This window comes from Actinopolyspora mortivallis, assembly GCF_003001495.1.
GTDB classification, from domain to species: Bacteria; Actinomycetota; Actinomycetes; order Mycobacteriales; family Pseudonocardiaceae; genus Actinopolyspora; species Actinopolyspora mortivallis_A.
Map to the genome: position 1 here is coordinate 440903 of NZ_PVSR01000001.1, position 14296 is coordinate 455198.

13 protein-coding genes are annotated in these 14296 nt (G+C 70.8%); 12 read left to right on the forward strand and 1 reads right to left on the reverse strand.

Annotation, left to right across the window (positions count from 1 at the left end; all coding sequences use genetic code 11):
• Positions 1 to 81: 81 nt before the first annotated feature.
• The 3 genes from CEP50_RS02025 (at position 82) to CEP50_RS02035 (ending at position 4849) form a co-directional block, all read left to right on the forward strand.
• On the forward strand, positions 82 to 2880 hold the full coding sequence (locus CEP50_RS02025; protein ID WP_106112174.1) for a DEAD/DEAH box helicase: 2799 nt from the start codon (positions 82 to 84) through the stop codon (positions 2878 to 2880).
• Positions 2881 to 3289: 409 nt separating this feature from the next.
• Positions 3290 to 3574 carry a DUF4333 domain-containing protein gene (locus CEP50_RS19995; RefSeq protein ID WP_219905259.1) on the forward strand — a complete coding sequence of 95 codons (285 nt, stop codon included), beginning with the start codon at positions 3290 to 3292 and terminating at the stop codon, positions 3572 to 3574.
• Between the two features lie 57 nt (positions 3575 to 3631).
• Complete coding sequence (locus CEP50_RS02035; protein ID WP_106112176.1) at positions 3632 to 4849, forward strand: GNAT family N-acetyltransferase; 1218 nt, start codon at positions 3632 to 3634, stop codon at positions 4847 to 4849.
• Positions 4850 to 4871: 22 nt separating this feature from the next.
• On the opposite strand, the gene CEP50_RS02040 is transcribed toward CEP50_RS02035, so the two are convergent.
• A complete protein-coding gene (locus tag CEP50_RS02040) occupies positions 4872 to 5789 on the reverse strand; it encodes a 5'-3' exonuclease (RefSeq protein ID WP_106112287.1) in 918 nt (305 codons plus the stop codon).
• A 190-nt stretch (positions 5790 to 5979) separates the two neighbouring features.
• Here CEP50_RS02040 and CEP50_RS02045 point away from each other — a divergent pair, with 190 nt between their 5' ends.
• From CEP50_RS02045 to CEP50_RS02085, 9 genes are all read left to right on the forward strand, one after another.
• Entirely contained in the window at positions 5980 to 6741 is a 762-nt protein-coding gene (locus CEP50_RS02045) for a DeoR/GlpR family DNA-binding transcription regulator (RefSeq protein ID WP_106112177.1), read from the forward strand.
• Positions 6738 to 7673: a 1-phosphofructokinase gene (gene pfkB, locus CEP50_RS02050; protein WP_106112178.1), complete on the forward strand. Its 936-nt coding sequence runs from the start codon at positions 6738 to 6740 to the stop codon at positions 7671 to 7673. The genes CEP50_RS02045 and pfkB overlap by 4 nt, the downstream gene beginning before the upstream one ends.
• A 4-nt stretch (positions 7674 to 7677) precedes the next feature.
• Entirely contained in the window at positions 7678 to 8130 is a 453-nt protein-coding gene (locus CEP50_RS02055) for a PTS sugar transporter subunit IIA (protein WP_106112179.1), read from the forward strand.
• Entirely contained in the window at positions 8127 to 9599 is a 1473-nt protein-coding gene (locus tag CEP50_RS02060; RefSeq protein ID WP_106112180.1) for a PTS fructose transporter subunit IIC, read from the forward strand. Before CEP50_RS02055 ends, CEP50_RS02060 begins: the two co-directional genes overlap by 4 nt.
• A gap of 35 nt (positions 9600 to 9634) precedes the next feature.
• Positions 9635 to 9928 (forward strand): HPr family phosphocarrier protein, encoded by a 294-nt coding sequence (locus CEP50_RS02065; protein ID WP_106112181.1) that lies wholly within the window; start codon positions 9635 to 9637, stop codon positions 9926 to 9928.
• Positions 9929 to 9935: 7 nt separating this feature from the next.
• Positions 9936 to 11507: a glycoside hydrolase family 32 protein gene (locus tag CEP50_RS02070; protein ID WP_258174673.1), complete on the forward strand. Its 1572-nt coding sequence runs from the start codon at positions 9936 to 9938 to the stop codon at positions 11505 to 11507.
• 312 nt (positions 11508 to 11819) lie between these two features.
• Positions 11820 to 12974, forward strand: coding sequence for a M24 family metallopeptidase (locus tag CEP50_RS02075; RefSeq protein WP_106112183.1), 1155 nt, complete (start codon positions 11820 to 11822; stop codon positions 12972 to 12974).
• Positions 12971 to 13444, forward strand: coding sequence for an Lrp/AsnC family transcriptional regulator (locus CEP50_RS02080; RefSeq protein ID WP_258174675.1), 474 nt, complete (start codon positions 12971 to 12973; stop codon positions 13442 to 13444). The genes CEP50_RS02075 and CEP50_RS02080 overlap by 4 nt, the downstream gene beginning before the upstream one ends.
• A gap of 140 nt (positions 13445 to 13584) precedes the next feature.
• Positions 13585 to 14295 (forward strand): class I SAM-dependent DNA methyltransferase, encoded by a 711-nt coding sequence (locus CEP50_RS02085; RefSeq protein ID WP_181188161.1) that lies wholly within the window; start codon positions 13585 to 13587, stop codon positions 14293 to 14295.
• Position 14296 lies beyond the last annotated feature (1 nt).

Sequence of the window (14296 nt, forward strand, 5' to 3'; positions counted from 1 at the left end):
TCCGGGGCGCGCCCCGCTGACCGTGCGGTGAACATCACCGCGGTTGGCACATCTCCGGGTGAGGTATGAAAGTCTGGAGGGGTGGCTGACAGCCGTACGGAAACCACGGAGACGGGCTCCGCCGCGACGACCCCGGCGGAGGCCCACGCCGAGCACCGCGCCCGCAGGGCGCACCCGCGTCTGACCGCGTTCACGAAGGACATGTCCTTCGAGCTGGATCCCTTCCAGCGGACGGCCTGCCAGGCGCTGGAGGACGGGCACGGTGTGCTGGTCTGCGCCCCCACCGGCGCGGGCAAGACCGTGGTCGGTGAGTTCGCCGTGAACCTGGCCCTGGCCGGCGGACGCAAGTGTTTCTACACCACACCGATCAAGGCGCTTTCCAACCAGAAGTACACCGACTTCTGCGCGCGTTACGGTTCCGGCAACGTCGGTCTGCTGACCGGTGACACCTCCGTCAACGGCAACGCCCAGGTGGTCGTGATGACCACCGAGGTACTGCGGAATATGCTCTACGCGGGCTCGAGCACCCTCGACGCCCTCGGCTACGTGGTGATGGACGAGGTGCACTACCTGGCGGACCGTTTCCGCGGCGCCGTCTGGGAGGAGGTGATTCTGCACCTTCCCCAGCACGTGCAGGTGGCGAGCCTGTCGGCGACGGTGAGCAACGCCGAGGAGTTCGGTGAGTGGTTGGTCGAGGTGCGGGGGGACACCACCGTGGTGGTGGACGAGCACCGCCCGGTGCCGCTCTGGCAGCACATGCTGGTGGGCAGCCGCATGTTCGACCTGTTCGGCGGCGAGGACCAGAACCGCGAACTCAGGATCAATCCGGGCCTGCTGCGTCACACCAGGGAGCTCGGGCGCGCCGGGGAGCCCCCGGGACGGGTGCGGCGCGGCCCGAACGGCAAGCGCAAGGTCCAGCGCGGCGGCAACAGGTTCATGCAGCCCTCCCGGGTGGATGTGCTCGGTCATCTGGAGGAGGCGGAGCTGCTGCCCGCCATCGTGTTCATCTTCAGCCGCGCGGGGTGCGACGCGGCCGTCTCCCAGTGCGTCCGGGCGGGGCTGCGCCTGACCACCGAGGAGGAGACGACCGAGATCCGCGAGGTGATCGAGGAGTACACAAGCACGCTGCCGGAGAGCGATCTGGACGTGCTCGGCTTCTGGGAGTGGCGGGAGGCGCTGGAACGGGGTGTGGCCGCGCACCACGCGGGGCTGCTGCCCGCCTTCAAGGAGACCGTCGAGGAGCTGTTCGTCCGGGGGCTGGTCAAGGCGGTGTTCGCCACCGAGACCCTCGCGCTCGGGATCAACATGCCCGCGCGCACGGTGGTGCTGGAACGCCTGGTCAAGTTCAACGGGGAGTCGCACGTCGATCTGACTCCCGGCGAGTACACCCAGCTGACCGGCAGGGCCGGGCGGCGGGGCATCGACGTCGAGGGGCACGCCGTGGTGGTCTGGCAGCCCGGCATGGACCCCAAGCAGGTCGCCGGTCTGGCCTCCACCCGTACCTACCCGCTGCGTTCCTCGTTCCGTCCCGGCTACAACATGGCGGTGAACCTGGTCGGCCGCGTCGGTGTGGAGGCAGCCAGGGAGCTGCTGGAACAGTCCTTCGCCCAGTTCCAGGCGGACCGTTCCGTGGTGGGCCAGTCGAGACGTGTGGAGCGCAACGTCGAGGCGCTCGACGGCTACGCCGAGGCGATGCGGTGTGACGAGGGGGACTTCGCCGAGTACTTCGATCTGCGGCGCCGTATCTCCGAACGGGAGAAGGAGCTGGCGCGGCAGAACAAGGCAGCCCGCCGGGCGGAGGCGGCGCGCTCCCTGGAGAAGCTCCGCAAGGGGGACGTGATCGTGATCCCCGCGGGGAGGCGTTCGGGACTGGCCGTGGTGATCGACCCCGGGGTGGACTCGATGACGGAGCCGCGTCCGCTGGTGGTCACCGAGGACCGGTGGGCGGGTCGGGTCTCCGTGGCCGACTTCACCAGCCCCGTGGAGCCGCAGGAGCGGATCAAGCTTCCCAAGTACGTCGACGTCCGTTCCCCGAAGTCCCGGCGCCACCTCGCGAACACGCTCCGGGAGAGCGGTGTGCGGCGCGGTGGGAAGCGGCGGGGGAACAAGGGAGGTCCCGCCGGGGAGGACGAGGAGCTGGCGAGTCTGCGGCGGGCCATGCGTTCGCATCCCTGCCACGGCTGTGCCGAGCGGGAGACCCACGCCAGGTGGGCGGAACGTCACGAGCGGTTGCGCCGGGAGACCGAACAGCTCCGGAACAAGGTCGCGGCCACCACCAACTCCCTGGTGCGTTCCTTCGACAGGATCACCGCCCTGCTCGGTGAGCGGCACTATCTCGACCCCCACAACCCGGACGATCCGGTCACGGAGTTCGGCCGAAGACTGTCCCGGCTCTACGGCGAGTCCGACCTGCTGGTCGCCGAGTGCCTGCGGGTGGGCAAGTGGCGTGCGCTGGAACCGGCCCAGCTGGCCGCCGTGGTGTCCTCGCTGGTGTACGAGTCCAGGGGGGACGCTCCCATGGCCCCGGAGGTTCCGCCGGGACCGGTGGCCGACGCCCTGTCGGCCACCTGGGAGTTGTGGGCCGAGTTGGAGGACGACGAGCGCAGGCACAAACTGGAACGCACCCGTGAGCCCGATCCGGGCTTCGCCTGGCCGGTCTACCGCTGGGCCAGGGGGGACTCGCTGGAGAAGGTGCTGACCGCTTCCGCCTCGGCGGGGCACGAGCTCTCGGCGGGGGACTTCGTGCGGTGGTCCCGTCAGGTGGTGGATCTGCTCGACCAGATCCGGGACGTGGTCGGCCACGAGGACCCGGTCGGTGCCGCCGCCCATCGGGCGATCCAGGGGATCCGCCGGGGCGTGGTCGCGGCCGGATCTGTCTGACTTCCGGCAGGGCCTTCACCGCCGGGGTGGGACGACATGAAGCGTGAAAAACCTTCGGGTGATGCCCGCCTGTCGGAGTGTGCTCGGACTGTGGTTGGATCATGGCGATGTCGAGCGAGCCAACACGGGGTGTGTACCGGAGGGGTGGATGAGCGTCCCGCAGGGTCCGTCCCCGAACGGGGGACGACAGGCCTTTCCGCCGGGCGACTCGGGAGGATCGTGGGAGACGGACCCGTACCGCAGCGGTGCGGGAGTCCGGCCGACGCGGAACACGTGGGTGCCCGCCCCGGCCCCGACCGGCCCGCCCCCGGGCGACGGCGCACCGTATTCGACCTCCGCACACCCTCCTGCCGCAGGAGCTGCCGGAGGCAGGGGGCGGAGACTGTGGCCGTGGGGGCTCGGCCTGGCGGTGACACTGGTGGGAGTGCTGGCGGTGCTGTTCCTGGGGTTCGTCAGTCCCGGTTGGTTCTACCGCGACGTGTTCGACGCGGACTCGGTGGGCACCGGTGTGCGCCAGGTCCTGCGTGACTCCTACGGGGTGGAGGGCGTCGACTCGGTGTCCTGCCCCCCGAGTCAGCCGGTTCGCCCCGGGCACAGCTTCACCTGTCGAGTGATGGTCGGCGACGAGAACCAGTACGTGCGGGTGGTCGTGCGCGACGAACGCGGCACCTACGCCGTGCAGCGCCCGGACTGAGCCCCGAGTGACGAAAACGGTTCGAGAACATCCGTGGGGAACGGGCATGCTGGTGGGGTGACCGAGCACGACGTCCGCTGTCTTCCCGAATCCGAGTTCCGCGCTTCGAACGATCTCTTCCGCGAAGCGGTGCACGCACCCGTGGCCACGGAGGAGGCCTGGAGGGTCATCTCCTCCCGCTACGAACCGGGCAGGGTGTGGGGCGACTACCTCGACGGGGAACTGGCCGGTACCGCCATGTCGTTGGCCAGCTCCCTGACGGTGCCCGGGGGAGCGGAGTTGCCCGCCGCCGCCGTGACCGCCGTGGGGGTCAGGGCGGACAGGACGCGGCGCGGTGTGCTGACCGCGCTGATGCGTGCCCAGTTGACGCGGGTGCGGGACCGGGGAGAGACGGCCGCGATGCTGCACGCCTCGGAGACGGGAATCTACGGTCGTTTCGGCTACGGGGTGGCCACCACCTCCAGGACGGTCGCCCTGGAGACGGCGCGCGCCAGGCCCCGCGAGGACGCTCCCGGCGGCGGGCGGGTCAGACTCCTCGGCCCGGAGGAGGCCGGCAAGCTGCTTCCCGCGATCTACCGCACCGTCGACTCCCCCGGAGCCGGGATGATCTCCCGTCCGGAGGGCTGGTGGACGCTGCACCTGAACCGTGAGCACACCCACGGCCATCGGGTCCGGGTCGCGGTGCACAGCGACGAGCACGGGACCGATGATGGTTTCGCGGTGTGGGTTCCCGGCGCGAACGACTACCGGTTCGGGGACGGGCGCACCACTCTGCGGGTGTTGGACCTGCACGGCGCCGACGCCGCGGCCACCGCGGCGCTGTGGTGGTTCCTGCTCGGGGTGGACCTGGCCGACGAGGTGGTGGCCGTCGAGCGTCCGCCGGACGAGCCGCTGGAGTGGTGGCTGGCCGACAGCCGTCAGTGCCGGATCCGTGACGTCTACGACGAGCTGTGGGTGCGTCCGGTCGACGTGGCCGAGCTGCTGCGGCGGTGTCGCTACGATCCGGCCGAACCGGTGGTCCTCGGGGTCCGCGACCGGATGCTTCCGGAGAACACCGGCTGCTACCGGATCACCCCGGACGGGGCCGAACGCAGCCAACTGCCCCCGCAGTTGGAGATGGACGTCTCCCGGTTGGCCCCGTTGCTGTTCGGGGAGGTCCGTGCCTCCACGTTGGCCGAGGCGAACCTGATCGAGGTGTCCGACCCGGACGCGGTGTCCCGGGCGGACAGGTTGTTCGCGACGCGCCGTCGTTCTTGGTGCGGCACGCACTTCTGAGTGGAGGGCGGGGCCGTGCCGGTCACCCCAGGGCGGCCACGAGCCGGTCCACCGGGCTGCCCAGCCCCCAGCTTCGTCGCAGTTCGGCCACGGCGGAGGTGTCGACGGGGATCTCCCCGCGGCCGTCGGAGGACAGGGTGTGCACCACCGGTGCGTCGGTGACGGTGCGCACCACGGTGGGTGCGGCGGCCAGGTACTCCTCCGCCTCCAGCAGCAGTCTCCTGGTGCGTGTGGTCAGCCCCTCGTCCCCGTTCCGCGCGGCTTCCAACAGGGAGTCCAGGGATCCGAAGCGCGAGACGAGTTTCGCCGCCGTCTTCTCCCCGATGCCGGGGACACCGGGCAGCCCGTCCGAGGGGTCGCCGCGCAGGACGGCCATGTCCGCATAGGCCGTTCCTGGGGCCTGGTCGGGAAGTCCGTAGCGTTCGGCCAGTTCCTGCGGTCCGTAGTCCTGGACCCGGTTCAACCCTCCTCCGATGTAGACCACCCGCACCGGTGTGGGCTCCTGCCGGACGAGTTGGAAGAGGTCCCGATCCCCGGTGATCACCTCGACGGGGTCGTTCCGTTCCGTGCTGGAGAGGGTGGCCATGACGTCGTCGGCCTCGTAGCCGGCTGCCTCCGCCGTGTCCACCCCCAGTGCCCCCAGCAGGTCGAGGATCACCGGGATCTGCGGGGAGAGCGTGTCCGGGACGTCCTCGGCCTCCGGGTCCTGCTCGGCGACCCGGTGGGTCTTGTACGAGGGCAGCGCCCGCACCCGGAACTCCGGTCGCCAGTCGTTGTCCAGGCAGACGACGACTCTGCCCGGGGACCGTTCGGTGAGCAGTCTGGCGAGCATGTCGCAGAACCCGCGGACGGCGTTCACGGGGGTCCCGTCCGGGGCGGTGAGCGACTCGGGCAGCGCGTAGTACGAGCGGAACCACAGTCCGGCGGCGTCGACGAGCATCAGGCGCACGGTGTTCAGCGTGGCATGTCCGGGTCCGTGGCTCCCGCCGAGGGGACCCCGACACAGGAGAAGCGGTGGCGGGACGGTGCGCGTGCCCGCCGTATCGGTTCGGTTTCGAATGTGGCCTTGACAACACCACATTAGCGGGCAGAATCAGGCAACAACAAACTTCAATCGGAGGAAAACGGGCATGTATGGGGCGGAACGTCGACAACTGCTGATGCACCGGGTGCGCCGGGACGGGCGAATCGACGTCGCCGCGGCCTCCGAGGAACTCGACGTCGCACCGGAGACCATCCGGCGCGATCTCGGAGCGCTCGAACGTCAGGGACTCGTACGCCGGGTCTACGGGGGAGCCATCCCGCTGGAACGGTTGGACTTCGAACCGGGGGTGGCCCAGCGGGATGCCACGTGCGCGGCCGAGAAGGACCGCATCGCCCGGGCCGCCTCGGACCTGGTTCCGGAACGGGGGACCCTGCTGCTGGACGCGGGCACCACCACCGCCAGGCTGGCCGGCATGCTGCCCGCCGAGGGCGAGTACACGGTGGTGACGAACTCGCTGCCGGTGGCCCACCAACTGGCCCACCGCCGAAACTGCGATCTGCACCTGCTCGGGGGCAGGGTGCGGGGAACCACCCTGGCCACGGTCGAGTCCTGGGCCGGAGACGTGCTGGCCCGACTGACCGTGGATCTCGGTTTCCTGGGGACCAACGGATTCTCGGCCGAACGGGGCTGCACCACCCCCGACAGCGCCGAAGGGGCGATCAAGGCGGCCATGGTCGGCGCCAGCAGGAAACGCGTGCTGTTGGCCGACCACACCAAGTACGGCCACGACTGCTTCAGCGGGTTCGCCGCGATCTCCGAACTGGACGTGCTGATCACCGACAGCGGACTGGACTCCGAGGCCGTCGAGGAACTCCGCGCGGCGGGCACGGACGTGGTGTCGACATGATCGTCACGGTCACACCGAATCCGAGTCTGGACCGCAGCGTCCCCCTCGACCGGTTGGAACGCGGCGCGGTGCACCGCGCGGAGCGCGCCCTGCTCGAACCGGGAGGCAAGGGGGTCAACGTGGCCCGTGCGCTCGCCGCCGCCGACCACGAGGCGGTGGCGCTGCTCCCCGTGGGGGGATCCGAGGGGGAGCGGCTCGCCGAGCTGTTGACACCGGAGGCCGTGTCCGTGGTGGCGGTGCCCGTGGAGGCGGCCACCCGCACCAACCTGACCCTGCTGGAGCCGGACGGCACCACCACCAAGGTCAACGAACCCGGAAGCGCACTCAGCGCCGTCGAGCTGGAGGAGCTGCGCGAGCGTCTGGAGGAGCTGGCCGGCCGGGCGGAGTGGGTGGTTGCCTGCGGCAGCCTGCCGGCCGGGTGCCCGGAGGAGACCTACGCGCCGCTGGTGCGCACCGCGCGCAACGCCGGAGCCAGGGTGGCGGTGGACACCTCCGGAACCCCCTTGCGGGAGGCCTGCCGGCAGAGGCCGGACCTGCTGGCTCCGAACCTGTCGGAACTGTCCGGGCTGGTCGGACGGGAGTTGTCCGGTCCGGAGCAGACGGTGGCCGCCGCGCGCGAGGTGCGCGAGCTGGGAGCGGCCACCGTGCTGGTGACCCTCGGGGAGTCCGGGGCGGTGCTGGTGGACTCCCGCGGATGTTGGCACGCCACCAGCCCGGCACGCCGGGTACGCAGCACCGTCGGCGCCGGGGACGCCACGTTGGCCGGGTTCCTGCTCGCCGGTGCGCGGGGACCGGAGGCACTGCGGCACGCCGTGGCCTACGGCACAGCCGGAGTGGAACTGCCCGGAACCCGTATGCCCACACCGAGGGATCTGCGGCCCGAAACGGTCCGAGTGACCGAAGTGGACGAATTCGCCGTCTCGCTGGAGTGACACCGTGAACAACGAGCTCATCACCGCCGATCTCGTCGACCTCGACCTACGTGTCCCCGACCGTCACGCGGCGGTACGCGACCTGGCCGAACGACTGGTCGCCGCCGGACGTGTCACGGACCTGGAGCGGTTCGTGGCCGACGTCGCCGAGCGGGAGAAGCAGATGGCCACGGGGATGCGCGGCGGCATCGGGATCCCGCACTGCCGCTCCGCCGCCGTGACCGCACCCACCCTGGCCTTCGGGCGGTGCCCGGAGGGGGTGGACTTCGGAGCCGAGGACGGCCCGGCCCGACTGGTCTTTCTCATCGCTGCCCCCGAGGGAGGGGACTCCGAGCACATGTCGGTGCTGGCCGCGCTGGCCCGCAGGCTCGTGCGCGCGGAGTTCACCCGGACCCTGCTGGAGGCCACCGACCCGTCCGAGGTCGCCGAGTACGTGCACCAGGAGGTCAGACCATGAGAGTCGTCGCGGTCACAGCCTGCCCCACGGGAATCGCGCACACCTACATGGCCGCCGAGGCGCTGGAACAGGCCGCCGTCGAACGGGGGGACGAGATCTCGGTGGAGACCCAGGGTTCCGCCGGCTCCGAACCACTGTCGACGCGGGAGGTCCACGAGGCCGACGTGGTGGTCCTGGCCGCCGACGTGGGAGTGAACGGCCGGGAACGGTTCGTGGGCAAACCACTCGTGGAGGGCACGGTCAAACAGGCCGTGGAGAACGCGGCCGAGCTGCTGCGGCGCGCCGCCGAAGCGGCCGAGGCCGACACGACGGTCGGCACCGCGCAACAGGCACGGCACGAGGGGACGGCGGAACCGGACGCCGGACACACCGGAGCGGCCACCCGGCTGCGTCAGTGGTTGATGACGGGCGTGAGCTACATGATCCCGTTCGTCGCCGCAGGGGGGCTGCTGATCGCGTTGAGCTTCGCGCTCGGCGGCTACCGGATCACCGAGGCTCCCGACGTCACCGAGCACTTCGATCCGGCCACCTTGACCAGTTGGGCCGCCCTGGCGAACCAGATCGGCACCACCGCCTTCGACTTCCTCGTTCCCGTTCTGGCGGGTTTCGTCGCCTACGCGATGGCCGACCGGCCCGCCCTGGCCCCCGGTTTCGTCGGTGGTGCGGCGGCCGTCTCCGTGGGGGCCGGTTTCCTCGGTGGTCTGGTGGCCGGGCTGCTCGCGGGAGCCGTGGTGGGGGGACTGCGTCGGGTGCCGGTTCCGCGGGCCATGGCGGGGATCATGCCCGTGGTGGTGCTGCCTCTGGTGGGAACCCTGGTCGTCGGCGTACTGATGTTCGTGGTGCTGGGCGCCCCGCTCTCGGCGCTCATGACCGCGCTGACCGACTGGCTCAACGGCCTCGGTGGGGCCAACGCGGTGCTGCTCGGCGCGTTGCTCGGCGGCATGATCGCCTCCGACCTGGGTGGTCCGGTCAACAAGGTGGCCTACACCTTCGCGGTGGGTGGTCTGACCACCGGAAGCGACACGGCGCTACAGATCATGGCCGCGGTCATGGGGGCGGGAATGGTGCCGCCCCTGGCGCTGGCCACGGCGGCGACGGTGCGCGCGGGACTGTTCACCGCCGCCGAACGGGACAGCGCCCGCCCGGCCTGGCTGCTCGGCGCCTCCTTCATCACCGAGGGGGCGATCCCCTTCGCCGCCGCCGACCCGCTGCGGGTCATCCCGAGCATGGTCCTCGGATCGGCGGGGACGGGAGCACTGTCCATGTTGTTCGGAGTGACGCTGCGCGCCCCGCACGGCGGGCTGTTCGTGTTCCCGCTGGTGGGCGGGCCGGGACTGTACGCCTTGGCGGTCGCACTCGGAGTGCTGGTGGCCGCGGTAACGGTGACGGCGGCCAAGTCCCTCGCCCCCGGGAGGGAGCGGGCCCTCGCCGGGGGCGAGAACGCCGAGTCCACCACGGCGGCCGCGTGAGAGCGGACCGCGACGACCACGGAAGGAGCGCAACCATGCCACAACGTCGGGTCACCATCGCCTCCCGTGTCGGGCTGCACGCCCGCCCGGCGGCCCTGTTCGCCAAGGCGGTGGCCGCCCACTCCGTGCCGGTGCGGATCAGCAAGGTCACCGACGGGGTCGCCGGGGAACCGGTGGAGGCGGCCAGCGTTCTCGGGCTGATGGGGCTGGGAGCCGAGCACGGCGACGAGGTCGAACTGCACACCCCCGACGTCGGGACCGGCGAGTCCGTGCTGGACGAACTGGTGGAGCTGCTGGGACGGGACCTGGACGCCGAACCCGCAGGATGAGCCCGTCGTGCCGAAACCAACCCTGGAGGTACCCGTGGAACACGCGAACACCGGAGGCGTGTGGAACCGTCCCGCCGCGCGGCGGAGCTTCCTCGCCGGGACTGCGGCGTTGCTCGGAACCGGGCTGGTTCCCACGGACGCCGCCGCACGGCGGCGTCCCGAGAGCACCGGGCACTGGCGCCCCCTGGTCCGGTTCACACCCGAGAGCAACTGGATGAACGACCCGAACGGCCTGGTCCACTACCGGGGTGAGTATCACCTCTTCTTCCAGCACAACCCCCACGGCATCGACCACGCCAACATGAGCTGGGGACACGCCGTCAGCACCGACCTGGTCCACTGGCGGCACCTGCCGGTGGCCCTGCGCCCCGACGAGCTCGGAGAGATCTTCTCGGGCAGCGCCGTGGTGGACGAACACGACACCAGCGGCCTGTTCGACGGCGGCTCCGGGATCGTGGCCTACTACACGAGCGCGGGGGCCACACAGACCCAGAGTCTGGCCTACAGCGCGGACAACGGTCGGACCTGGACGAAGTACCCGGGCAACCCGGTGGTCGACAACCCGGGCTTCGCCGACTTCCGCGATCCCAAGGTGATCCGTCACGAGCCCACGGGCACGTGGGTGCTGCTGCTCGCCGCAGGCGACCGCGTGTTGTTCTACTCCTCCACCGACCTGCTGACCTGGACACGGGTCGGCGAGTTCGGCGCCGACCAGGGGGCGCACGGCGGTGTGTGGGAGTGCCCGGACCTGTTCGAACTGCCCGTGGACAGCGACGAGCGACGGCGCCGGTGGGTACTGGTGGTCAGCATCAACCCGGGCGGCCCCGCCGGTGGTTCGGCGACCCAGTACTTCGTGGGAGACTTCGACGGGAGGGTCTTCGTCAACGACAACACCCCGGACCGGGTGCTGTGGGCGGACCACGGCGCGGACTTCTACGCCTGCCAGTCCTGGTACGGAACACCCGGGCGCAGACTGTGGCTCGGCTGGATGAGCAACTGGAACTACGCGCCGAACACCCCCACCCGTCCGTGGCGCGGCACGATGACCGTTCCCCGGGAGGTGGGGCTCACCGGAACCGAGTCCGGGCCGCGGCTGGTGCAGCGCCCCGCGCGGGAGGTGGAGCTCGCCCACGGCCGACGACGCCGCTGGAGAGGTGTGCTCGCCGGGGAGGCGAAGGTCCCCCGCTTCCGGGGCAAGGCACTGGACATCAGCGCGGATTTCGAGGTCCTCGACGGTCTGCCGGAGTTCGGGTTCGACGTCTTCCTCGGGCCACGGCACCGCACCCGTGTCGGCTACGACGCCCGCGCGCAGACCCTCTTCGTGGACCGCACCGACTCCGGGGAGGTCGGGATCTCCGAGGACTTCCCCGCGCGGCACGAGACCTCGCTGTCCGTGTCCGGGGCGAGGGTGCGGCTGCGGATCCTGCTGGACCACTGCGGGGTCGAGGTGTTCGGCGACGACGGTTCGGTGGTGCTGACCGACCTGGTCTTTCCCTCCGAGGAGGACGACGGGGGCCGTGGCTTCTGCTCCGGAGGCAGGGTGCTGGCCGAACTGGAGGTGCGTGAACTGAGGCCCTGAGCCACCGGAGGCCTCGGCCGGGCCGGACCGTGAGGGGAAGGCCCGCCTTCGCCGACATGGTTTCCACGGGTGAAAACCGTGTGGCCGGACGAAGTTGGGTGACCCGTCATCTCCGCGTTGTGGGTACCGAGGCCCGCCGACCGGGACGATGAGTGGGCCGGGGCCGCCGAGCGCCTTTCTCCTCCCGTGGGCGCCGCGGCCCCGCACCGCCGTGGACGGCTCCGACCCCGGGCGAAGGGGCGGGTACCCCGCACGTGCGGCAACCCGACCACCCCGCCAGGCAGTTCCGCGCGGACTCTTTAGGGTTGAGCCATGTCCACCGGTGCAACGAAGCAGGACCCAACCGTTCTCTCGGCGCGGCTACAGCGCGCCGCCGAGACCGCTGCCGGCGCGAACATCGACGCGCTGCTGATCTCTCCCGGCTCCGACCTCGGATACCTCGTCGGGGTCGACGGCGAGTCCTTCGAACGGCTCAGCTGCCTGGTACTTCCGGCCGCCGGAAGTGAGGCCTCCCCCGTGTTGGTGGTTCCCAAGCTCGAGGAGCTGGGCTACGCGGAGGTGCCCGCCCAGCAGTTGGGCGTGGAGATCGCGACCTGGGTGGACGGGCAGGACCCCCACGGTATGGTCGCCGATCTGCTGCGCCGTGACGGTGCGGAACCCACGCGGGTCGGCGTGGCCGACGCGATGCCCGCGCTGCACACCCTGCCGCTGCGCGCGGCCCTGCCCGAGGCCGAGCAGGTGCTGGCCGGATCCGTGCTGCGGGAGCTGCGGATGCGCAAGGACGCCGCCGAGATCCGGGCGCTGCGTGAGGCGGGCGCGGCCATCGACCGGGTGCACGCCCGCATGGGCGAGTTCCTGCGGGTCGGCCGCACCGAGGCCGAGGTGGGTGCCGACATCAGCGAAGCGATCGTGCAGGAGGGGCACTCGGCGGCCGAGTTCGTGATCGTCGGTTCCGGCCCCAACGGGGCCAGTCCCCACCACGCGCTGTCCGACCGGGTCATCCGTGAGGGTGATGTGGTGGTCGTGGACATCGGTGGCCCCCTGCCCGGCGGCTACAACTCGGACTGCACCCGGACCTACTCCCTCGGCGAGCCCAGGGACTCCGACGTGCGCGAGACCTACGAGGTGCTGCGTTCCGCCCAGCGTGCCGCGGTCGAGACCGTCCGGCCGGGGGCCACGGCCGCCCAGGTGGACGCGGCCGCCAGGCAGCCGATCACCGAAGCCGGGTTCGGGGAGTACTTCGTCCACCGCACCGGTCACGGCATCGGGTTGGACGTGCACGAGGAGCCCTACATCATGGGTGGTAACGACATCGTGCTCGAACCGGGAATGGCGTTCAGCATCGAACCGGGCATCTACCAGCAGGGGCACTGGGGAGCGCGGATCGAGGATATCGTCGTGGTGACCGAACAGGGTGTGGAGAGCCTGAACAACCAGCCGCACGAGTTGGTGGTGCTACCGACGTGACGGAGCGAAACGCCCCGCAGGGCCCCGAGCTGGAAGCCACCGACCGGGCGATACTGCGGGAGCTGCTGCGGGACGGCCGTTGCAGCTTCACCGAGCTGGGCGAGAAAGTGGGACTCAGCGTCTCCGCCGTGCACCAGCGCGTCCGCAGGCTGGAACAGCGGGGCGCGCTGCGCGGATACACGGCCAGGGTCGACGGGGAGCAGATCGGGCTGCCGCTGACGGCGTTCATCTCACTGACCCCGACCGACCCGGCGGCGCCGGACGACTACCCGCAGCGGCTGGAACACCTTCCGGAGATCGAGTCCTGCTACTCGGTGGCCGGGGACGAGTCCTACATCCTGCAGGTGCGTGTGGCCTCCCCGGTGGCGCTGGAGGAGCTGCTGCGCAAGATCCGGGAGGCGGCGAAGGTCTCCACCCGGACCACGGTGGTGCTGTCCACGCCGTTCGAGAACCGGGCTCCCGAGCTCTAGGAGCCCCGGAGCGTCTTCGACCGAGTTCGGACGCGGCCGGTTGACCGCGAACACCCGCCCGGTCGACTCCGGCGACCGGAGTCGACCGGGCGGGTGCCGTTCGCGATGAGGACCGGCAGGTGTTCGTCTACCGTGGTCGAGTGGCGCACAACACGCTCTACGAGCAGTTCGCGGAGGCCTACGCGCGGCACTCCGAGCACAGCCCGGCGAACGCCTACTACGACCGTCCGGCGATCCTGGCGCTGGCCGGGGACGTGAGCGGCAGGAGGGTGCTCGACCTCGGGTGCGCGGCGGGCGTGCTCTCCGAACAGCTGGTGGCCCGGGGAGCGACGGTGACGGGGGTGGACCGCGAGCCGCGCATGGTCGAACTCGCCCGGGCCCGTCTGGGGGACCGTGCCAGGTTCGAGGTGGCCGAGTTGTCCGAACCGTTGGACATGGTGCCCACCGCCGGTGTGGACCTGGTGGTGGCCTCGTTGGTGCTGCACTACCTGCCGGACTGGCACGGTCTGCTCACCGAGCTCGGCCGCTGCCTGGTCCCGGGCGGGGAACTGGTCTTCTCCGTGCACCACCCGGCCGCGGACTGGCAGGGCCAGGGCAGGCCGGACTACCTGAGCACCGAGCTGGTCTCGGAGACCTGGCCGGTGGGCGGACAGGACGTCGAGGTCTCCTTCTACCGCAGACCCCTCTCCGCTGTGTTCGAACAGCTCCACCGGGCCGGGTTCGTCGTGGACACCGTGGACGAGCCGCGACCGCTGCCCGAGCTGTCCCGGTTGTCCCCGGACGCCTACGCCGAGTTGAGCACCAAACCGGTCTTCCTGTTCGTCAAGGCCTTCGCGGTGGCCCGTCCGTAGC

Bases quoted from the DNA above. Each gene is read 5' to 3' on its own strand.
- pfkB (WP_106112178.1), top strand. From the start codon at position 6,738: ATGATCGTCACGGTCACACCGAATCCGAGTCTGGACCGCAGCGTCCCC.
- CEP50_RS02060 (WP_106112180.1), top strand. From the start codon at position 8,127: ATGAGAGTCGTCGCGGTCACAGCCTGCCCCACGGGAATCGCGCACACC.
- CEP50_RS02075 (WP_106112183.1), top strand. From the start codon at position 11,820: ATGTCCACCGGTGCAACGAAGCAGGACCCAACCGTTCTCTCGGCGCGG.
- CEP50_RS02040 (WP_106112287.1), bottom strand. From the start codon at position 5,789: ATGCTCGTCGACGCCGCCGGACTGTGGTTCCGCTCGTACTACGCGCTG.
- CEP50_RS02065 (WP_106112181.1), top strand. From the start codon at position 9,635: ATGCCACAACGTCGGGTCACCATCGCCTCCCGTGTCGGGCTGCACGCC.
- CEP50_RS02045 (WP_106112177.1), top strand. From the start codon at position 5,980: ATGTATGGGGCGGAACGTCGACAACTGCTGATGCACCGGGTGCGCCGG.